The following is a 19,022-nucleotide window of genomic DNA, read 5'->3' on the forward strand; positions in this document are numbered from 1 at the left end:
CGAGCGCTCCGGGAGCCGCCCGGTCACGACTTTCGTGTGTGCGTCCTGATCCACCCCGCGGTCCGTCCTGCCCACGGGCCGTCCAGTCGCCACTCGGAGCCGTCCATGAGCCGCTACGTCGCCCCGCTGGGGTTCACCCTCGCCGCCGTCTGGGTGGCCGTTCTCTTCGTCCTCGCCGGTCACTGACCGTCGCCGGCCGCCGGATCACGATCCCGCCGGCCGCCGTCGGTCCCGCCGGCCACCGACCTGCCGCCCTCGCGGCCGGCCGAGACGCACCGTCCCGGCCGACCGCGAGGGCGGCCGGCCCGTCACAGCATCCGGGACGACCAGAGCAGGCTCAGCGCCCCGGCGCAGAGCGCGAGCAGCAGAGCCACCCCGGCGTACCACTGGGTGATCTCCCGCGCTTCCGTCCGGAACCCGATCGAGCTGCCCATGTCCTGGTAGACCTGCTTCAGCTCGCTCACCGTGGCCGCCTCGTAGAAGAAGCCCTCGGTCGTCTCGGCGAGCTCGGCCAGGGCCATCCGGTCCACCGGTACGCGTTGCAGCTGCCCGCCGATGTCCACCTGCCCGGCATCCGTGCCGAACGCGATGGTGGAGACCGGGACGTTCGCCGCCTGCGCCGCGGCGGCCGCCTCCTCCACGGAGCGGCCGGCGGTGCGGTAGCCGTCGGAGAGCAGCACGATCCGCGCCGGCGGGATCCCGGCGGCGCCGTCGGCGGGCACCGACCGGATCGCCTCCAGGCAGGTGAACACCGCCTCCCCGGTGGCGGTCGCCTCGGCCAGCACCAGCCCGTCGATCCCGCTGGTCACCGCCGCCCGGTCCTTCGACGGCGGCACCAGCACGTTCGCCGACTTGGCGAACGAGACCAGCCCCAGGTTGTAGCTCTCGGGCAGCTCCGCGACGAACTGCTTCGCCGCCTCCTGCGCCGCCTCCAGCCGGTTCGGCGCCACGTCGTCGGCCTGCATCGAGAGCGACACGTCGATCGCGAGCATGATCGTGGCCCGCTCCAGCGGCTCCTTGGTGTCCACGGCCGGGCGGGCCAGGCCCGTGGCGAGCACCAGCAGGCAGAGCAGGAACGCGGTCGCCGGCGCGTGCCGCCGCCAGCCGAGCCCCTTGGGGGCCAGCGTGCGCAGCAGCTCCACGTTGGTGAAGCGCATCGCGTACGCCCGGCGGTGGAGCTGCCGCCAGACGTAGAACGCGGCCAGGGCGAGCACCGGCAGCACGGCCAGCAGCCACCACGGTTGCAGAAAACGGATCATCGTGTCGTCCCCCGGGTGCGCGTGTGCCGCTGCGCGGCCACGAAGCGCACCATGTCCAGCAGCCAGTCTCGGTCGGTACGCAGACGCAGGTGCGCGGCGCCCGCGCCGCGCAGCGCCGCGGAGATCTCCGCACGCTGGGCGGCGGCCGCCTCGGCGTACCGGTGGCGCAGCCGCGGGTCGGCGGTCTGCACCTCGTGCAGCTCGCCGGTCTCCGGGTCGACCACCGGCAGCACGCCCACGTCGGGCAGCTCCAGCTCGCGCGGGTCGACCACCTCCACGGCCAGCACGTCGTGGCGTACCCGCAGCTTGCGAAGCGGCCGCGCCCACTGCTCGGGCGGGGCGAGGAAGTCGGAGATGACCACCGCCACCCCGCGCCGGCGGGGTGGCCGGTTGAGCATCTCGACGAGGGCGCCGAGGTCACCGCGGCCGGGACGCAGCTCGGTGCCGGCGATCGCGCGGAGCAACCCCTGGGCCTCCCGCCGCCCGGAGCGGGCGGGCAGCCGGGTCAGCACACCAGGCCCCGCCACCGGCGGGACGCCCCGGCGCCGGCCGGCGGGCGGCAGCGCGCCGCCCGTGCCGATGACCGCGCCGACCCGGTTGCCCCCGCGCACGGTGAGGTGGGTGAGGGCCGCGGCGGCGGCCACCACCACGTCACGCTTGAGCCACCGCCCCGTGCCGAAGTCGAGGCTCGCCGACAGGTCCACCGCGAGCCACGTCTCCAGCTCCCGGTCGGCGATCGTGCGCCGCACGTGCGGGGTGGTGGTCCGCGCGGTCACCGGCCAGTCCATGCGGCGCACGTCGTCGCCGGGGCGGTACTCGCGGGACTCCCCCGCCTCGCTGCCCGGCCCGGGCAGCAACCCGGCGTAGTCGCCCTGGAGCAACCCGTCCAGCTTCCGGGTGACCATCAGCTGGAGGCGGGACAGGACGGCCTCGGACCGGTCGGCGGGGGCGGGTCGAGGGGTGGCTGAGGTCACGGGCGCGGCCCGGGCCATCCGGCGACCGGCGTGGGCGTCGCCTGTTGCCGGGGCGCGACCGAGGGCAGCGGGATCGTGGACATCACCCGGTGCACGATGTGGTCGGCCGGCACGTCGTCGGCGAGCGCGTCGTAGCTGAGCACCAGCCGGTGCCGCAGGATGTCCGGGGCGATGTCCTGCACGTCCTGCGGCAGCGCGTAGTCCCGGCCGCGCAGCAGCGCCAGCGCCCGGGTGGCGCGGACCAGGCCCAGCGAGGCGCGGGGGCTCGCGCCGTACTGGATCAGCTGGGCGACGTCCGGCATGCCGTGCTCGGCCGGCGCGCGGGTGGCGAGCACCAGCCGCACCGCGTAGTCGACCAGGGCGTTGTGCACGAAGACCTCGTCCGCCTTGCGCTGCAGTGCGACGAGGTCGGCCGTGCTGAACACGGGCGACGGTTCGGGCGCGGCCACGCCCATCCGGTAGACGATCTCCCGCTCCTCGGCGTCCGTGGGATAGCCCACGACGATCTTCATGAGGAACCGGTCGCGCTGCGCCTCCGGCAGCGGGTAGACGCCCTCCTGCTCGATCGGGTTCTGGGTGGCCATCACGAGGAACGGGTCGGGCACCCGGTGGGTCTCCCCGCCGATCGAGACCTGCCGCTCGCTCATCACCTCCAGCAGCGCCGACTGCACCTTGGCCGGTGCCCGGTTGATCTCGTCGGCGAGCAGGAAGTTCACGAACACCGGGCCGAGCTCGACGTCGAACTTCTCGCTCGACTGCCGGTAGATGCGGGTGCCCATGATGTCGGCGGGCACCAGGTCCGGCGTGAACTGCACGCGCGCGAACGAGCCGCCCACGACCTTCGCGAGGGTCTCCACGGCGAGGGTCTTCGCCACGCCGGGCACCCCTTCGAGCAGGCAGTGGCCGCGGGCGAGGAGCGCGACGACCATCCGCTCCACCATCCGGTCCTGCCCGACGATCACCCGCTTGATCTCGAACAGCGCCCGTTCCAGCAGGGTCGCGTCCTCGGCCGGGGTGGTCACCGGCGCGGGCGTCTGCGGTGCCGCCCCGTTGGGCGTCGGGGCGTCGGGCGTGGTCGGCTGGGCCACCGGTCCTCCACAGCATGATCGGTTGTCGCGGCGTGGTGCGTATCAAGACTCGCATGCCCGGCTGAGTACCGAGGTGGGGAGAAGCCGATTTTCGCCACGCCGTCCCCGCCGACCGGATCGCCCGAGCGGGGTGGACAGGAACGGGCCTGCCGCGTGTACGATTCACCCGTCGCCGGGCGGCTCCCCCCGTGGCCGCCCGGCGCTCATCTCCCCCTCGTCCCCGCGCCCTAGACTGGCCCGGATGAGCCTCCCCTCCCCCGCGGACGCGCCGCTGATCTGCTCGGCGAAGGGGTGCCGCGCACCCGCGGCCTGGTCGCTGCGGTGGAACAACCCGCGGCTGCACGACCCGGACCGACGCAAGACGTGGCTGGCGTGCGACGCGCACCGCCCGACCCTCGGCGACTTTCTCGACGCTCGCGGCTTCCTGCGTGAGGTCGCTCCACTGTCCGGATCGCCTACGCTCGAAGCGTGAGCGCGCAGAACGGAACGAGCCGGTGAGCGCAGCGGAACCCGACCGGCCCTCGGCCACCGCCGGACCGCCCCCGTCACCGGCGCCGGGCACCACCCCGCCGCCGCCCGTGCCGGGCACTCCCCCGCCACCTGTGCCGACTCCCCCGCCGGCCGGGCCCCTGGAGCCCTGGCCGGCGACCGTCCGCTGGCAGCCGATCTCCCGGGACCTGATCTGGGTCGAGCTGCTCCGGCTGGCCGCCGTGGTGGCAGTCGTCGTGCTCGGCGTGGCGATCGGCTGGGCGGTCAGCGGGCACTGGCTGTTCGGGCTCGCGCTCGCGGTCGTCCTGCTGCTGGCCGCCGCGCGCAGCGCCGCGATCGTGCGCGCCGTCCGCGCCTGGGGGTACGCCGAGCGGGAGGACGACCTGCTCGTCCGGCACGGGCTGCTGGTCCGGCGGCTCTCCATCGTCCCGTACGCCCGGATGCAGTTCGTCGACGTGAGCGCCGGGCCGCTGGAACGCGCCTTCGACCTGGCCACCGTGCAGCTGCACACCGCCGCGGCGGCGAGTGACGCCCGGGTGCCGGGGCTCCGGCCGGCCGAGGCGTCCCGGCTGCGCGACCGGCTCACCGCGCTCGGCGAGGATCGGGCGGAGGGGCTGTGACCGCCGATCCGTCCGGGGAGCCGGCCCGATGAGCGACGGCCCGGCGGAGCCGGGGACCAGCCCGTCCGCACCGCCCCCCGAGCTGCCGCCCGCCACCCCCCCGCATCCGGGCGCGCCGCCGTATCCGCCGCCGGCCGCCACACCGCCACATCCGGGCGCGCCGCCGCACCCGCCGCCGCAGACTCCGCCCTACCCGGGCCCGCCGCCGTACCCCGGGGGCGCGCCGCACCCCGGCGCGCCGTATCCCGGCCCGCCGCCGTATCCGCCGCCGGCGGGCCCGCCGCCGCAGGCCGGCCCGCCCTGGTATCCGGGGCCCTACCCGCCCGGCCCGGGCCCGTACGTGCGGCCCGGCCCGCCCGGCTGGGAGCCGGTCGAGCCCCGGCAACGGCTGCACCCGCTGAGCCCCGCGCTGCACGGCGCCAAGTCGCTGGTCGTGGTGATCGCCGGGCTGTCCTGGTCGACCCTGTCCCGGGTGGGCTTCGGCTGGTTCGCCGCGATGGTGGTCGTGCTGGCCCTCGGCGCCACCGTGCTGTCGATCATCAGCTGGTACAACACCGGCTACCACGTGGTGGGCCGCGAGCTGCGGGTGCACGAGGGACTGCTCTGGCGGCGCACCCGCGCCATCCCGTTGGAGCGGTTGCAGGCCGTCGAGGTGGTCCGGCCGCTGCTCGCCCAGCTCACCGGCCTGGCCGAGCTGCGTCTGGAGGTCGTCGGCGGGGGCAAGACCGAGGCGCCGCTGGCGTACCTCAGCGTCGCCGACGCGACCGCGCTGCGGCAGCGGCTGCTGGCCCTGGCCGGCCGGGCCGGCCAACCGGCCGCCGCGCCGCCACCCGCCGGGCCCGGCACCGCGCCGGGCGCGGAGGCCGGGCCGGCGCTCGCGCCGGCCGCGGTGCCGCCCGGCCGGGCGCTGCACGCCGTACGCAACGAGGATCTGCTGGTCAGCCAACTGCTCACCCCGCAGGCGTTCCTGCTGCCGTTCGGGGTGGCCTTCGTGGTGGCGCAGTTCCTCTCCGAGGGCACCTGGTCGTTCATCGCCGTGGCGAGCACCCTCACCGCGATGGCCGGCGTGGTGCTGCAACCGGTGCGGCGCGTCCTCGACGACTGGAACTTCCGGCTCGCCCTCGACGACGGCATGCTGCGGGTGCGCAACGGCCTGCTGGAGACGCGGGCGCAGACGGTCCCGCTGCACCGGGTGCAGACCGTACGGGCCACCTGGCCGCTGCTCTGGCGGATGAAGGGGTGGCTCCGGCTGCGCCTGGAGGTGGCCGGCTACTCGGTCGGCGAGGCCGACGAGCGCAACCGCCCGGACCGGCTGCTGCCGGTCGGTGACCTGCCCACCGCCGAGCGGATCATGGCCGAGGTCCTGCCCGGCGTGCGGCTCACCGGCCTCCCGCTCACCCCGCCACCGCCCCGGGCGCGCTGGCTGCACCCGCTGCGACGCCGCGCCCTCGGCGCCGGGCTGCACGAGCAGGTGGTGGCCGTCCGGTCCGGGCTGCTCACCCGGCAGCTCACGATCGTGCCCTACGCGCGGATCCAGAGCGTGCGGGTCGTGCAGGGGCCGGTGCAGCGACGGCTCGGGCTCGCCACCGTGCACGTCGACACCGCGGGCGGTTCGGGTGCGGTCGCGGAGGCCCGCGACGTCGGCGAGGCGTGGGCCATGGCCGCCGAGCTGATCACGCGGACGCATGCGGCGCGGCACGCCGCCTGACCCGGTCGCGGACGGTCAGCGGCGGGCGGGTACCGCCGGGTCGGTGGCGGGCGTCGTGGCGTCGGCCGGGTCCCCCGCCGATACCGCGCCGCCGGTCGCGCCCGAGTCGGCCGTCGGGTCCGGGTCGTCGTCGTGGGCGGGTTCGCCGGCGGGGCCGCGACGGGCCCGGCGGGCCGCCCACCAGCGCTCGGCCAGGCCGACCACCAGGAAGGTCACCCCGACGTACGCCCAGCCGACCAGTACGTCGATCACGTAGTGCTCGCCGGAGTAGACCAGGGTGAACGTCATCGCCAGCGGGTAGGCCAGCAGCAGCGGCCACCAGCGTCTGCGGGTGGCGCGCAGGAAGAACAGGACCACGAAGAGCGCCCAGGCGGTGTGCAGCGAGGGCATCGCGGCCACCGGGTTCGAGGCGATCTGCCCGGCGTTGAGCAGGTTGCCCGCGCCGTGCATGCCGAACTCCTTCCACCCTCGGGTGGAGATCCGGGCCACCTCCTCGATGAGCCCGTACTGGGCGGCCCACCAGGGCGGGGCGGCCGGGTAGAGGAAGTAGGTGGCCAGGCCGGCGGCGCAGAGGAAGCCCCAGCGCCGCATGTACGCGCCCCAGCGGGCCCGGTTGCGCAACCAGAGCACCGCGGCGGCGGCGAGCGCCACCACGAAGTGCGAGAAGTAGACCCAGCTGACCAGCACGTCCCACCACTGCACCTCGGGCCGGTAGAGGTGCTGCTGGAGCCAGACAGTGGGGACCTGCCCACCGGTCGCCCACCCGAACATGAACCGGTCGGCGACGACCAGCTCGTACGCGTGCGGGACGGCGCCGTTGTCGGCGAACCCTCGGGAGAGGTTGTAGACCGCGAACAGCAGCACCACCGGCACCCAGTCGCGGGCGAAGCGCAGGTGGCTGCGCCAGGGTCGCGACGAGTTCCAGGCGATCGTCGCCGCCCAGATCCAGAGGAACGCGTACGCCGGGTCGGTGGGCAGCCCGATCAGGAGCCAGCCGGCGACGAAGGCCACCCCCCAGATCGACATGGCGACCAGACGGCGACGCCCGCCGTCGGGCGACGCGGGCGGGTCGGTCCGGGCGGGGGGCTGGGGGTCAGTCACGACGGCCATCGCGGTCAAGGTTAGCGGCGGTCCGGTCAGCGACCGACGCCAGCCACCAGCGCGTCGGCGCCACCGATCATCCCGGGGCGGCGTGGCCGGCGGGTCGGCGGACGCCGCGCGGGCGCGCCGGGTGGTGCGCCGCCGAGGTCACACCGCGCACGGCCGCGGGGCGTGGCGGGCGGGGCGGCCGGCGTCGGACCGGCATGACCGGCGGGCGGCCCGGCACCTAGGCTGTGGGCCATGCAGGAGCAGCCGGAGCCCGCCCTCACGCCCGGGCTGACCGCCGAGGTGGAGCTGACCGTCACCGACGCCGACACCGCGCAGGCGATCGGATCGGGGGACGTGCCGGTCCTGGGCACGCCCCGCGTACTGGCGCTGGCCGAGGCGGCGACGGTGGCCGCCACCACGCCGGCCCTGCCGGCCGGCATGACCACGGTGGGGATCCGGGTGGAGCTGGACCACCGGGCCGCCACGCCGGTGGGGCGCACGGTCCGGGCCCGGGCCCGGCTGGCCGAGGTCGACGGGCGGCGGCTGTTGTTCGAGGTCCGCGTCATCGACGGCGAGCAGACCGCGGCCGACGGGCGGGTGGAGCGGATGCTCGTCGACCGGCAGCGCTTCGTGGATCGGGCCCTCGGCACCGCATGAGCCTTCGGTTCGTCGAGGTCGCCGACCGGGTGCACGTGCTCACCGAGCCGCTGCTCGACGTCAACGTCACCCTCGTCGTCGGCGACGGCGCCGCGCTGCTGGTGGACACGCTCTCCACGGCGGGGCAGGCCGTCGAGCTGGCCGCCGCCGTGCGGGTGGTCACCCGCGCCCCGTGGACGATCGTCAACACCCATCGCCACTTCGACCACTGCTTCGGCAACGCGGTCCTCGCCGCGGACCCGCCCCGTCCGGTCTACGCGCACGAGCGGGTCGTCGCGGCGATGCGGGAGCAGCCCGACCGGCTGCGGCGGGAGGCGTACGCCGAGGTGACCGCCCACTGGCCGGCGCTCGCCCCCGGGCTGGCCGACACCGCGCTGCTGGCGCCGACCCACGCCGTACGCACCCAGACGGTGCTCGACGTGGGCGGCCGCCGGGTGCTGCTGCGCCACCCCGGGCCCGGGCACACCGACGCCGATCTCGTGGTGCACGTGCCCGACGCCGACGTGCTGGTCGCCGGCGACCTGGTGGAGGAGAGCGGGCCGCCCGCGTTCGAGGACGCGTACCCGCTGCGTTGGCCGGACGCGGTCGCCGACCTGCTCGGGCTGGCCACCCCCGCGACGGTGGTGGTGCCGGGGCACGGGCGGCCGGTGGGCGTGGGGTTCGTCCGGGCCCAGCACGGGCAGCTGGCGGAGCTGGCAGCGCTCATCCGCGCCGGGCACGAGGCCGGCGTCGCGCCGGACCGGCTCGCCGCCGACGCCGCGCTCGACCCCGGGGCCGCGCGGACGGCGATCCGCCGCGGCTACGCCGAGCTGGACCCGGCGGCCTGAGACGCCCCGCCGCGGCCGGGCTTCACCTCGGCTGCAGGGAGAGGCCGGGCGCCGGCCGCTCCGTCGCGGGCCGCCGGCCGGCCTCGGTGAGCAGCCGGTCGCCGAGCTCGGTCCGCGAGTAGAGCACCTGCCGGCCCGCCCGACGCGAGGTGAGCAGCGCGGCGGCGCGCAGCGCCTGGAGGTGCACGCTGACCGTCGGCGCGGAGAGCGCCATCTGGGTGGCGACCTGACTGGTCGACATCGGCAGGTCGAGCTGGGCCAGCAGGGCGGCGCGGGTCTGCCCGAGGACGCCGACGAGCGCCGAGCCGCGCTGCTCGGCGTGCGTCTCCCAGAGCCGGCCGAGGCCGCGGGGCGAGTAGGAGACGCTGGGCGTCTCGGGCCGCGTGGTCCGCACCAGGACGTCCGGCCAGGCGAAGGCGCACGGCACGAGGAGCAGGCCGCGACCGCCGCAGTCGGCGTCGCCGTCGTAGTACTTGGCGATCGTCAGCGTCTGGCCGGTGAACGTGACAGAGGGGTGCAGGTCGCTCATCATCCGGTCGACACCGCCGTCGGCCAGCGCCTCCAGCCGGTAGGCGATGTCGTCGTTGAGTAACGCGTCGATGCGCGGCCAGTCCGGGGCGATCACCAGCCGGTGGTACGCCTCGAGTGCGTCCGTGACGGGCCCGACTCCCGCGTCGGGCCGGTCCACCAGCGCCTGGAGCAGGGCGAGCCGTCCTTCGCGACCCGGTTGCCGCTGGGCGACCCGGTGGGCCGCCAGGTGCGCCAGCTCCCGCGCCACGGTGTCCGGCTCGGCGGCGGCGACCTGGGCGAGCGCGTCCGCGAACGTCGAGGAGCGCCGGTCCGGCGGCGGCACCAGGAAGTCGGGGATGTAGCCCTCCGGCCGCACGAGCGCCCGAAGCAGGTCCAGATCGGTCTCGCGCAGCCGACCCGCCCGCTCGGCGAACCTGTCGATCCAGGGCCGGTGCAGGTGCCCCCGCTGGCCGCCGGCGGCGAGCGTGCGCAGGCTCGCGACGGTCTCCATGAGGGGCGACGCGGCGAAGCGTACGCGGGTGAGGTCGGCCGCCGTGAAGTGCAGGTGGATCACCGGGCGCCCCCTCCGATTAGGTCAGATCCTAATCCTGGCTTCGGCCGCCGTGTTGCCGAAAACTGAGGACACCCACCGGACACGGATAGGACTTCGAAGATGCGTACCTTGATCTACACGGCCTTCGTCTCGCTGGACGGCGTGGTCGACTCGCCCGGCGGCGGCACCGCCTCCGAGAACCACCGCAGCGGCGGTTGGACCTACAAGGACATCCAGATCCTGCCCGAGGCGTACGAGCTGAAGGGCCGGGAGACGGAGGAGGCCAGCGCCCTCATGTTCGGCCGCAGGAGCTACGAGGTGTTCTCACCCGTGTGGCCGGACATGGCGGAGTTCGCCGCCCTCAAGGACCTGCCGAAGTACGTCGTCTCGACCAGCCTCGGCGCGGACGCCCTCGTCGACAACTGGGGCGACATCACCATCCTGCGCTCCCTCGACGACGTCGCGAAGGTGAAGGAGACCGAGGGTGGCCCGATCTTCATCCACGGCAGCGCGACCCTCGCCCGCAACCTCTCCGACGCCGGCCTGATCGACCGCTACCACCTGCTGGTCTTCCCGGTGCTGCTCGGTGCCGGCAAGCGGATGTTCAGCGACACCGACAAGCCCAAGCAGATGCTGAAGCTGGTGGAGTCGGAGACGTACGCCAACGGCATCACCAAGCTGATCTACGACGTCGTCCACTGACGGCCGCCGTGCGTCGCGGGTCGGGACGATCGTGTCCCGGCCCGCGACGCCGCGTCGGGCCTGGGGTCCGGCGGCGCCGAGCCGGCCCGCCGCCCCGAGGGCGGCCGCGAGGCGTCGACGGTCAGTCTGGCTCGCGGAGCAGGGCGGTGAGCCGCTCCAGGTGGGGGACGGCGGCGGTCAGCGCGTCGCGCCCGGCCGGGTCGAGCCGGGCCAGCGCGTCGGTGAGCAGGGCGACCCGGTGCCGTTCGTGATCGGCCATCCGCTCCCGCGCGGCGTCCGTGAGCCGCAGCCTGACCACCCGGCCGTCCCCCGGATCGCGCTCGCGCTCCACCAGCCCGGCCTCGGACAGGGCCCGCACCAGGGTGCTCACCGTGTTGGGCGCGGTCCGCAGCCGCCCGGCCGCCTCGTTGACGCTGAGCCCGGGGTGCGCCCGGACGAGCAGCATCAGCTCCACCTGGGCGTCGGGCAGCTCGGTGCGGTTGGCCCGCCGGGTCGCCGACCGGCGCAGCAACCGGTGCAGGTCGCCCACCAGCGCGCCGAGCCGCACCACACCGTCGCTCGACATGATCTCCCCCACGCCACGGCGCAACATCTCTGACTACAGAGATAAAGTACCGGAGTTCGTCCGACCGGGGAGATCTCTCGTGGCGCAGTCCGCGCAACCATCCGTACGACCGGCGGCAACCGGGCCGCCGCGCCCCGACGGTGCGGCCGGCGGCGGGCGGAGCCTGCTCGTGCTGCTCGGCCTGCTGACCGCCTTCGGGCCGCTGTCGCTGGACATGTACCTGCCGGCGTTCCCCGCGATGACGCGCGATCTCGGAGCCGACCAGGCGCAGATCCAGCTCTCGCTCACCACCTGCCTCATCGGGATGGCGCTCGGCCAACTGGTCACCGGCCCGCTCAGCGACCGGTGGGGTCGCCGCCGTCCGGTGCTCGCGGGCGTCGTGGCGTACGCCCTGCTCTCGCTGGTCTGCGCGGTCGCGCCCAACGCCCCCGCCCTGGCCGCGGCGCGCTTCGCCCAGGGCTTCGCCGGTGGCATGGGCGTGGTGGTGGCCCGTGCCGTCGTCCGCGACCTGCACTCCGGCCGCGCCGCGGCCAGGTACTTCTCCCGGCTCACGCTGGTCTTCGGCGTGGCGCCCGTCGCCGCCCCCGGGGTCGGCAGCCTGGTGCTGCGGTTCGGCTCGTGGCGGGCGGTCTTCGTCACCCTCGCCGTGATCGGCCTGCTGCTCGCCGCCGCGGTGGCCTGGCGGCTACCCGAGACGCTCCCCGCCGACCGCCGCAACGGTGGCGGCCTGGTCGCCACCGGCCGGACGATGGGCGCGCTCGCGAGCGACCGCGTCTACCTCGGCTACGCGCTGACCCAGGGCCTCGCCTTCGCCGGCCTCTTCGCCTACATCTCCGGGTCGTCGTTCGTGTTCCAGGACGTGTTCGGCATGTCCGACGCGGCGTTCAGCCTGCTCTTCGGGCTCAACGCGCTGGCCCTGGTCGCCCTCGGGCAGGCCAACGCACGGCTGCTCGACCGCTTCGGCACCCGCACCCTGCTCACGCGCGCCCTCGGGGTCAGCGCGATCGCCGCGGCCGGGCTGCTCGCCGGCGCGGTGGCCGGCAGCGCGTGGGTGGTGGCCGGCAGCCTCTTCGTCTTCGTCGGCTCGCTCGGCATGGTGACGCCGAACAGCACCGCCCTGGGGCTGGACCGGCATCCGCACCGCGCGGGCACGGCGGCCGCGCTCATGGGCACCATCCAGTCGGTGGTCGGCGCGCTCGCCGCGCCGCTGGTCGGCCTCGGCGGCGACGGCAGCGCCGTGCCGATGGCCGCGGTGGTGGCCGGCGCGGTGGCGCTCTCCCTCGCCGCCGTACTGACCCTGGCCCGGCCGCGCCCGTAGTCGGCGACGCGCGCCCCGGTCGGCGCGGCGACCCCGCCCAGCCCTAGTCGCTGAACCGGGCCAGGACCTCGGCGCGGGTGGGCATGGAGGTGGCGCCGCCGGGAGACTCGCAGACCAGGCCGGCGACGCGCAACGCGAACGCCACCCGCTCCACCCAGCCCGCCGGCTCGCCCGGCTCCCCGGCGACGAGCAGGTCGGCGATGAGGGCCGCCATCACCGAGTCCCCGGCGCCGGTGGTGTCCACCGGGTTGATCCGGGGCGCCGGCACCCGGACCGGGTCGGCGTCGGCCGCGGCGAGCACCGCGCCGTCGGCCCCGAGGGTCACCACCACCGTCGCGGCGCCGAGTTCTCGCAGGTAGGCGGCGACCCCCTCGACCGGCTCGTCGGGATAGAGCAGCGCGGCGTCGGCGACGCTCAGCTTCACCACGTGGGCCCCGGCGGCGAACTCGGCCACCACCTCGCGCAGCCCGTCCAGGGCGGCCGGGCCGGAGAGCAGCCGTGGCCGGACGTTCGGGTCGAAGACCCGCAGGCCGGTGGCGAGCGACCAGGCCCGGCGGGCCGCGGCGAGCACCGTGGGGCGCAGCAGCACGATGGACCCGCAGTAGAGCACGTCGGCACCCTCGACCAGTGCCACGTCGAGGTCGTCCGCGCTGAGCAGGCTGTAGGAGGGCGGCTCACCGTAGAAGCGGAAGTCGGGTTCGGCGCCGGTGAAGGTGGTCACCGCGAGGGTGGTCGGGGCCGGCGCGGCCACCACCCCGTCGACGCCGACGCCGGCGGCCTCGAGGAACTCGCGGATCCGGCCGGCGAGCGCGTCGTCGCCGAGCGAGCCGACGAACTGGGACCCGCCGCCGAGCCGGGCCACGCCGACGGCGACGTTGAGCGGGCCCCCGCCGATCGCCTGCCGGTAGACCGGCGCGCCGTCCCACTCGGTCTCCAGCAGGTCGACCAGCGCCTCGCCGAGCACCACCGCGTATCCCATCCCGATCCCTTCCTCGTCGCCCGGCCGCCGCCCGCCCGCCGGGGACGCCGCCGCGTCGGGAGATCTTGTCGCACCAGGCTGGCACAGTACGCGGCATGAGTACCGCCGAAGACACGGTATTGGCGTACCGGGACGCGTGCGAGGCGCGGGACTCGGCCCGGTTCGGCGCCCTGCTCGCCGACGGGATGGTCTACCACCTGCCGCAGACCCGGCGGTGAGCTTCGTCGACCTGGACGACGCCGGCCTGGTCACCGAGCTCTGGCCGGAGGCCTACGAGCCGCCACCCGGCCGGGAGCACCTCGCCGAGCGCTACGAGGCGGGCACCGCGGCACCGGTCTGACCGCGCCGTCCCTCGTCCCCGCCGGCCGGCGGGGGGTCGTCCTCGCCGCCGCGGTGGATCGGGCCCGCCAGGTCGGCCAGGGGTCGCCCGGTGCCACCCCAGCGGGCCGCGACGATCTGCGCGGCCACGCTCACCGCGGTCTCCTCCGGCGTACGCCCACCGAGGTCCAGGCCGATCGGCGAGGCCAGCCGGGCCAGCCGCTCCGCGTCCAGCCCCGCCTCGCGCAGCCGCTTGCGCCGCTCGTCGTGGGTGCGCCGTGACCCCATCGCCCCCACGTACGCCAGGTCGTGGCGCAGCGCCAGCGCGAGCACCGGCACGTCGAAGCGCGGGTCGTGGGTCAGCACGCAGACCACCGTCCGCCCGTCGACCCGGCCCGCCCCCAGCTCCGCCCCCAGATACCGGTGCGGCCAGTCGACCACCACCTCGTCCGCGTCGGGGAAGCGCCGGGTGGTGGCGAAGACCGGCCGCGCGTCGCAGACGGTCACCCGGTAGCCGAGGAACGCGCCGACGCGGGCCACGGCGGCGGCGAAGTCGATGGCGCCAAAGACGATCATCCGGGGCGGGGTGGCGTACGCCGCCACGAAGAGGCCCACGGCGTTGCCGCGGCGCTGCCCGTCGTAGCCGTACCGCAGCATCCCGCTGCGTCCGGCGGCGAGCAGCCCGAGCGCGTCCGCGGCGGCCGCCGCGTCCAGCCGATCGCTGCCGAGCGATCCGGCCACCCGGCCGTCGGCGAGCACCAGGCGGCGGCCCAGCCGCCCGGCCGGGTCGGCGGGTGCCGCGCCCGGCGGGTCCCCGGCGTCGGCGGCGACGCAGGTGACCACCGCCGCCGGCACGCCGGCCCGGCGGGCCCGGGCGACCGCGTCGAGTTGGGGGAAGCCGGTGGGGTCGATCCGCTCGACGAAGACCTCCAGGACGCCGCCGCAGGTCAGCCCCACGGCGTACGCGTCATCGTCACTGACGCCGTAGCGGACCAGTTCGGGGCGCCCGCCGTCGCGCACCTCGCACGCCCGCTCGTAGAGGTCGGCCTCGACGCAGCCGCCGGAGACGCTGCCGGTCACCGTGCCGTCGGCGGCCACGAGCATCGCCGCGCCGGGCGGCTGCGGCGCCGATCGCCAGGTCGCCACCACGGTGGCCAGGGCCACCGTCTCGCCGGCCCGCCAGCGCCGGTGCAGTTCGTCGAAGACGTCGCGCACGCGTCCTCTTCCCGTCTCCCGGCGTGGCCGGGCCCGTCGTCGCCAAACCGGGTCAAGTCCGGCTATCGCTCACAAAACCATACGACCAGGAATATATGGTCGGCTCGGATGCGAGGGGGTGCGAGTTGGTGAAGTCGTACCAGGCGACCAGGACGGCGCCGGCTCCGGACAGCGCCGTGGTGCGGGGTCCGGGCGAGGTCGAGGTCCGCCTGCGGGTGAACGGCGAGAACCGGACGCTGATGATCGAGCCGCGGGTCAGCCTGCTCGACGCGCTGCGGGACCGCCTGGACCTGACGGGGACGAAGAAGGGCTGCAACCAGGGCGCCTGCGGCACGTGCACGGTCTGGGTCGACAAGCGCCGGGTGCTGGCCTGCCTGACGCTCGCGATCACGTGCGAGAACCGCGAGGTGACCACCATCGAGGGCATGTCCGACGGCAACACCCTGCACCCGATGCAGCAGGCGTTCCTCGACGCGGACGCCCTCCAGTGTGGCTACTGCACGCCCGGGCAGATCATGTCCGCGGTCGCGCTGCTCGAGGAGGGACACGCCCGCGACGACGCGGAGATCCGGGAGTGGATGAGCGGCAACATCTGCCGTTGCGCCGCGTACCCGCACATCCGCGCCGCGATCCGCCGCGTCCGTGACGAGCAGGGAGGCACCCGTGCTGCCGGTTAGCTACTCCCGGGTCAGCGACGTGGGCACCGCCATCGGCACCGTCGCCGCCGACCCCGACAGCGCCTTCCTGGCCGGCGGGACCACCCAGGTCGACCTGCTGCGCATCTACGTCGAGCAGCCCCGCCGCCTCGTCGACATCAACGACCTGCCGCTGAACCACATCGAGGAGCTGCCGGACGGCGGGCTGCGCATCGGCGGGCTGGCCCGGATGAGCGACGTGGCCGAACACGCGGCGGTGGTGCGGCGCTACCCGATGGTCGCCGAGGCGCTACTGCTGGGCGCCTCCCCCCAGCTGCGCCACATGGCGACCGTCGCCGGCAACCTCATGCAGCGGGTCCGCTGCACCTACTTCCGCGACACGGCGGCGGCCTGCAACAAGCGCGCCCCGGGCACCGGATGCGACGCGATGGACGGGGTCAACCGGGGGCACGCCGTGCTCGGCACCAGCGACTGCTGCATCGCCACCCACCCGTCCGACCTCGGGGTGGCGCTGGTGGCGCTGGACGCCGTCGTGCGGACCGAGGGCCCGGCGGGGTCGCGGAGCATCCCCGTCGACGACTTCTACCTGCTGCCCGGACGGACCCCGGAGCGGGAGCACCCGCTGGCCCACGGCGAGCTGGTGACCGGCATCGACCTGCCGCCGCTCCCCGTGGCTGCCACCTCCCGGTACATCAAGATCCGGGACCGCGAGTCGTACGAGTTCGCGCTCGCCTCGGTGGCCGTGGCGATGTCGGTGGTGGCGGGCAAGATCGCGGAGATCCGGCTGGCTCTCGGTGGAGTGGCCACCAAGCCGTGGCGGGCCCGGGCGGCCGAGCGGGTGCTCGACGGCGCCCCCGCGACCACGGACTCGTTCACCCGCGCCGCCGAGGCCGAGCTGGCCGAGGCGCAGCCGCGCGGCATGAACACGTTCAAGGTCGAGCTGGCCAAGCGCACGATCGTGCGCGCCCTGTCGGAGATGACGCAGCGGGAGGGGACGACATGAGCCCGGCGATCGGCGCCACCCTCAACCGGGTGGACGGCCGCTTCAAGGTACGCGGCGAGTCGCGCTACTCCGCCGAGGTGCCGGTGACCAACCTAACCCACGCGGTGCTCGTGAACGCGAAGGCCGCCAGCGGCCGGATCACCGCGATCGACACCACCGAGGCGGAGCGGGCCGAGGGCGTCCTGGCCGTGCTGACCCACCGCAACCTGGGCCGGGTCGCCACCGTGCCGCGGCTGCTGCCGTCGCTGGCCGGGCTGGCCGCGCCCGGGCAGACCTTCTTCCCGATGCAGGACGAGACCGTCCACTACGCCGGCCAACCGATCGCCATCGTGGTCGCCGACACCATCGAACGCGCCGACCACGCCGGCACCCTGATCCGGGTGGAGTACGAGACGACGCCCGCGATCACCCTCCTCGACCAGGGCCGCGACCGGGCGTACGTGCCCGAACGGATCTTCGGTGGCCTCCTGCCCGGACAGGCGTCGCGGGGCGACGTGACGAAGGCGCTCGCCGAGGCCGACGTCTGCGTGGAGGCCAGCTACCGGTTCGCGCCCAACCACCACAACCCCCTGGAGCCCTCGGCCAGCACCGCCGTCTGGGAGGACGTCGACCGGCTCACCATCTACGACTCGACGCAGGGCCCGAACTCGGTCCAGTTCACCGTCTCCGAGCTGCTCGGCCTGCCGCCGATCTCGGTCCGGGTGGTCAGCCACGCCGTGGGCGGCAGCTTCGGCTCCAAGGCCATGGTCTGGCACCACCCGGCGCTGGCCGCGCTCGCCGCGCGGCACGTGGGCCGGCCCGTCCGGTTGGTGCTGACCCGGGAGCAGATGTTCACCTCGTGCGGGCACCGGGAGGAGCAGGAGCAGCGGATCACCATCGGCGCCCGCGCCGACGGCCGGATCACGGCGCTGCGGCACCACAAGATCGCGCTCACCTCGCCCTTCGACGACTGGGCGGAGCCGTCGCTGCAGAGCCCGTCGATCGCGTACACGAGCCCGAACTACGAGGGCGTCTACCACCTGGTCCGGGGCAACACCATCACCCCGACGTTCATGCGCGCCCCCGGCGAGGCGACCGGCATGTTCGCACTGGAGTGCGCGATGGACGAGCTGGCCGAGCGGGTCGGCGTCGACCCGCTGGAGCTGCGGATGCGCAACTACTCCGACACCGACCCGGAGAGCGGCCACCCGTGGTCGAGCAGCGGCCTCAGGGAGTGCTACCAGCGTGCGGCCGAGTTGTTCGGCTGGCACGACCGTGACCCGCGGATCGGCTCCCGGCGGGAGGGGCAGTGGCTCATCGGCAGCGGCATGGCCAGCGCCCTCTACCCGGTGACCCAGCCCGTGAACCCGCAGCGGGCCCGGGCCCGGATCTACAACGACGGCACCGCCGTCGTCGAGGCCGGCGTCTCGGAGTTCGGCACCGGGGTGTTCACCGCGATGACGCAGGTCGCCGCGGATGCGCTGGGCCTCCCCGTGGAGCGGGTCCGGTTCGTCGGCGGCAGCAGCGACCTGCCGAACATCACCGCCGCGGTGGGCTCGGCCGGCACCAGCGCGGTCGGCTCCGCCGTACACGTGGCGGCGTGCCAGTTGCGCGACGAGCTGATCCAGCGGGCGGTGGGCGACAGCCACTCGCCGCTGCGCGACGCCGACCCGGCCCGGGTGGAGGTCCGCGACGGCAAGATGGTGCTCTGCGACCGCCCCGACGTCGGTGAGACGTACGCCGACCTGCTGCACCGCACCATGACCCCGGACGTGGAGGTGCTCGGCACCTGGTATCCGCCGCCGCAGGACGCCGGGTACGGCGTGCACACCTTCGGCGCGCAGATGGCCGAGGTGGCGGTGGACGCCGACCTCGGGGTGGTCCGGGTGCGCCGGATGGTCGGGGTGTTCGCGCCGGGCCGGGTGCTCAACCGGAAGACCGCGCACAGCCAGCTCATGGGAGGAATGCTCTGGGGGCTGGGACAGGCGCTGCTGGAGGCGACCCGGATGGACCCGCGGCTGGGACGCTGGGCCAACTCCAGCCTCGGTGACTACCTGGTGCCGGTCAACGCGGACGCACCGGACGTGGTGGTGGACACCGTGGAGATGCGCGACGACGTGGTGAACCCCATCGGGATCAAGGGCGTCGGGGAGATCGGGGTGGTGGGTGCGGCCGCCGCCATCGCGAACGCCGTCCACCACGCCACCGGCCGGCGGCAGTACGAGCTGCCGATCACGCTGGAGAAGCTGCTCTGAGGTTCGATCAGCACATCGAGGAACGGCTATTGCGTCCGGCGTGGACGCGTGATGGGATGACGGTTGCCGGGGCGGCGCGGGGGCTGCCGCGCCACCGGCGGCCGGGTTTCACCTGAGGGGCGCCGGCCCGCGAGGCGGGCCGCCGCGGCGCTCGCCGACTTCGGGCGGGCCGCCGCGACCGTCGCATCCGCTCGTCGTCGGCGGGGCGGTCGGGTCGGCCACGTGGTGGAACGGCCCGCAGGGCGCGTCCCGCGAGTC

Annotated in this window: 20 protein-coding genes; 12 read left to right on the forward strand and 8 right to left on the reverse strand. The window is 75.1% G+C overall.

Going from position 1 to position 19,022, the window contains the following annotated elements; all coding sequences use genetic code 11:
• Positions 1–308 precede the first annotated feature (308 nt).
• Genes SM573_RS28310 through SM573_RS28320 form a run of 3 tightly spaced genes read right to left on the reverse strand, consistent with a single transcriptional unit; the run spans position 309 to position 3,321 of the window.
• The gene (locus tag SM573_RS28310; RefSeq protein ID WP_474614472.1) at positions 309–1,259 is read right to left on the reverse strand and encodes a VWA domain-containing protein; all 951 of its coding nucleotides are present in this window, start codon (positions 1,257–1,259) and stop codon (positions 309–311) included.
• Positions 1,256–2,251, reverse strand: coding sequence for a DUF58 domain-containing protein (locus tag SM573_RS28315; RefSeq protein ID WP_474617440.1), 996 nt, complete (start codon positions 2,249–2,251; stop codon positions 1,256–1,258). Before SM573_RS28315 ends, SM573_RS28310 begins: the two co-directional genes overlap by 4 nt.
• On the reverse strand, positions 2,230–3,321 hold the full coding sequence (locus SM573_RS28320; RefSeq protein WP_474614474.1) for an AAA family ATPase: 1,092 nt from the start codon (positions 3,319–3,321) through the stop codon (positions 2,230–2,232). Before SM573_RS28320 ends, SM573_RS28315 begins: the two co-directional genes overlap by 22 nt.
• 241 nt (positions 3,322–3,562) lie before the next feature.
• Between SM573_RS28320 and SM573_RS28325 the strand changes: the two genes are divergently transcribed.
• The 3 genes from SM573_RS28325 to SM573_RS28335 all read left to right on the forward strand — a co-directional run bounded on the left by SM573_RS28325 (position 3,563) and on the right by SM573_RS28335 (position 6,138).
• Positions 3,563–3,793, forward strand: a complete 231-nt coding sequence (locus SM573_RS28325) for a hypothetical protein (protein ID WP_474614475.1) — start codon at positions 3,563–3,565, stop codon at positions 3,791–3,793.
• Positions 3,794–3,899: 106 nt separating this feature from the next.
• The gene (locus SM573_RS28330; protein ID WP_474614508.1) at positions 3,900–4,430 is read left to right on the forward strand and encodes a PH domain-containing protein; all 531 of its coding nucleotides are present in this window, start codon (positions 3,900–3,902) and stop codon (positions 4,428–4,430) included.
• 28 nt (positions 4,431–4,458) lie between these two features.
• Complete coding sequence (locus SM573_RS28335) at positions 4,459–6,138, forward strand: PH domain-containing protein (RefSeq protein WP_474617441.1); 1,680 nt, start codon at positions 4,459–4,461, stop codon at positions 6,136–6,138.
• A gap of 15 nt (positions 6,139–6,153) precedes the next feature.
• Here SM573_RS28335 and SM573_RS28340 read toward each other — a convergent pair whose 3' ends face one another.
• On the reverse strand, positions 6,154–7,248 hold the full coding sequence (locus SM573_RS28340; protein ID WP_474617442.1) for a phosphatase PAP2 family protein: 1,095 nt from the start codon (positions 7,246–7,248) through the stop codon (positions 6,154–6,156).
• 231 nt (positions 7,249–7,479) lie between these two features.
• Here SM573_RS28340 and SM573_RS28345 point away from each other — a divergent pair, with 231 nt between their 5' ends.
• Together SM573_RS28345 and SM573_RS28350 are read left to right on the forward strand one after the other, a co-directional pair.
• Entirely contained in the window at positions 7,480–7,884 is a 405-nt protein-coding gene (locus tag SM573_RS28345) for a thioesterase family protein (protein WP_474617443.1), read from the forward strand.
• Complete coding sequence (locus SM573_RS28350; protein WP_474617444.1) at positions 7,881–8,711, forward strand: MBL fold metallo-hydrolase; 831 nt, start codon at positions 7,881–7,883, stop codon at positions 8,709–8,711. Before SM573_RS28345 ends, SM573_RS28350 begins: the two co-directional genes overlap by 4 nt.
• A gap of 22 nt (positions 8,712–8,733) precedes the next feature.
• Here the strand turns inward: SM573_RS28350 and SM573_RS28355 are convergent, their stop codons facing one another.
• A complete protein-coding gene (locus SM573_RS28355) occupies positions 8,734–9,795 on the reverse strand; it encodes a DUF5937 family protein (protein WP_474614480.1) in 1,062 nt (353 codons plus the stop codon).
• A gap of 99 nt (positions 9,796–9,894) precedes the next feature.
• Here SM573_RS28355 and SM573_RS28360 point away from each other — a divergent pair, with 99 nt between their 5' ends.
• Positions 9,895–10,476: a dihydrofolate reductase family protein gene (locus tag SM573_RS28360; RefSeq protein ID WP_474614481.1), complete on the forward strand. Its 582-nt coding sequence runs from the start codon at positions 9,895–9,897 to the stop codon at positions 10,474–10,476.
• Positions 10,477–10,597: 121 nt separating this feature from the next.
• Here the strand turns inward: SM573_RS28360 and SM573_RS28365 are convergent, their stop codons facing one another.
• A complete protein-coding gene (locus SM573_RS28365) occupies positions 10,598–11,041 on the reverse strand; it encodes a MarR family winged helix-turn-helix transcriptional regulator (RefSeq protein WP_474614482.1) in 444 nt (147 codons plus the stop codon).
• 79 nt (positions 11,042–11,120) lie between these two features.
• Here SM573_RS28365 and SM573_RS28370 point away from each other — a divergent pair, with 79 nt between their 5' ends.
• Positions 11,121–12,359 (forward strand): multidrug effflux MFS transporter, encoded by a 1,239-nt coding sequence (locus SM573_RS28370; protein WP_474617445.1) that lies wholly within the window; start codon positions 11,121–11,123, stop codon positions 12,357–12,359.
• Between the two features lie 43 nt (positions 12,360–12,402).
• On the opposite strand, the gene SM573_RS28375 is transcribed toward SM573_RS28370, so the two are convergent.
• The gene (locus tag SM573_RS28375) at positions 12,403–13,338 is read right to left on the reverse strand and encodes a carbohydrate kinase family protein (RefSeq protein ID WP_474614484.1); all 936 of its coding nucleotides are present in this window, start codon (positions 13,336–13,338) and stop codon (positions 12,403–12,405) included.
• A gap of 95 nt (positions 13,339–13,433) precedes the next feature.
• On the opposite strand from SM573_RS28375, the gene SM573_RS28380 reads away from it, so the two are divergent.
• Together SM573_RS28380 and SM573_RS28385 are read left to right on the forward strand one after the other, a co-directional pair.
• The gene (locus SM573_RS28380; protein ID WP_474617446.1) at positions 13,434–13,556 is read left to right on the forward strand and encodes a hypothetical protein; all 123 of its coding nucleotides are present in this window, start codon (positions 13,434–13,436) and stop codon (positions 13,554–13,556) included.
• Complete coding sequence (locus SM573_RS28385) at positions 13,553–13,678, forward strand: hypothetical protein (RefSeq protein WP_474614486.1); 126 nt, start codon at positions 13,553–13,555, stop codon at positions 13,676–13,678. Before SM573_RS28380 ends, SM573_RS28385 begins: the two co-directional genes overlap by 4 nt.
• Here the strand turns inward: SM573_RS28385 and SM573_RS28390 are convergent.
• Positions 13,648–14,871, reverse strand: a complete 1,224-nt coding sequence (locus SM573_RS28390; RefSeq protein WP_474617447.1) for an XdhC family protein — start codon at positions 14,869–14,871, stop codon at positions 13,648–13,650. The two genes, SM573_RS28385 and SM573_RS28390, sit on opposite strands and share 31 nt — an antisense overlap.
• A 179-nt stretch (positions 14,872–15,050) precedes the next feature.
• On the opposite strand from SM573_RS28390, the gene SM573_RS28395 reads away from it, so the two are divergent.
• Genes SM573_RS28395 through SM573_RS28405 form a run of 3 tightly spaced genes read left to right on the forward strand, consistent with a single transcriptional unit; the run spans position 15,051 to position 18,764 of the window.
• Positions 15,051–15,548: a (2Fe-2S)-binding protein gene (locus SM573_RS28395; RefSeq protein WP_474617457.1), complete on the forward strand. Its 498-nt coding sequence runs from the start codon at positions 15,051–15,053 to the stop codon at positions 15,546–15,548.
• Complete coding sequence (locus SM573_RS28400) at positions 15,535–16,530, forward strand: FAD binding domain-containing protein (protein WP_474614488.1); 996 nt, start codon at positions 15,535–15,537, stop codon at positions 16,528–16,530. Before SM573_RS28395 ends, SM573_RS28400 begins: the two co-directional genes overlap by 14 nt.
• Positions 16,527–18,764, forward strand: coding sequence for a xanthine dehydrogenase family protein molybdopterin-binding subunit (locus tag SM573_RS28405; protein WP_474614489.1), 2,238 nt, complete (start codon positions 16,527–16,529; stop codon positions 18,762–18,764). The genes SM573_RS28400 and SM573_RS28405 overlap by 4 nt, the downstream gene beginning before the upstream one ends.
• Positions 18,765–19,022 lie beyond the last annotated feature (258 nt).

It is taken from the genome of Micromonospora xinjiangensis (assembly GCF_056150165.1).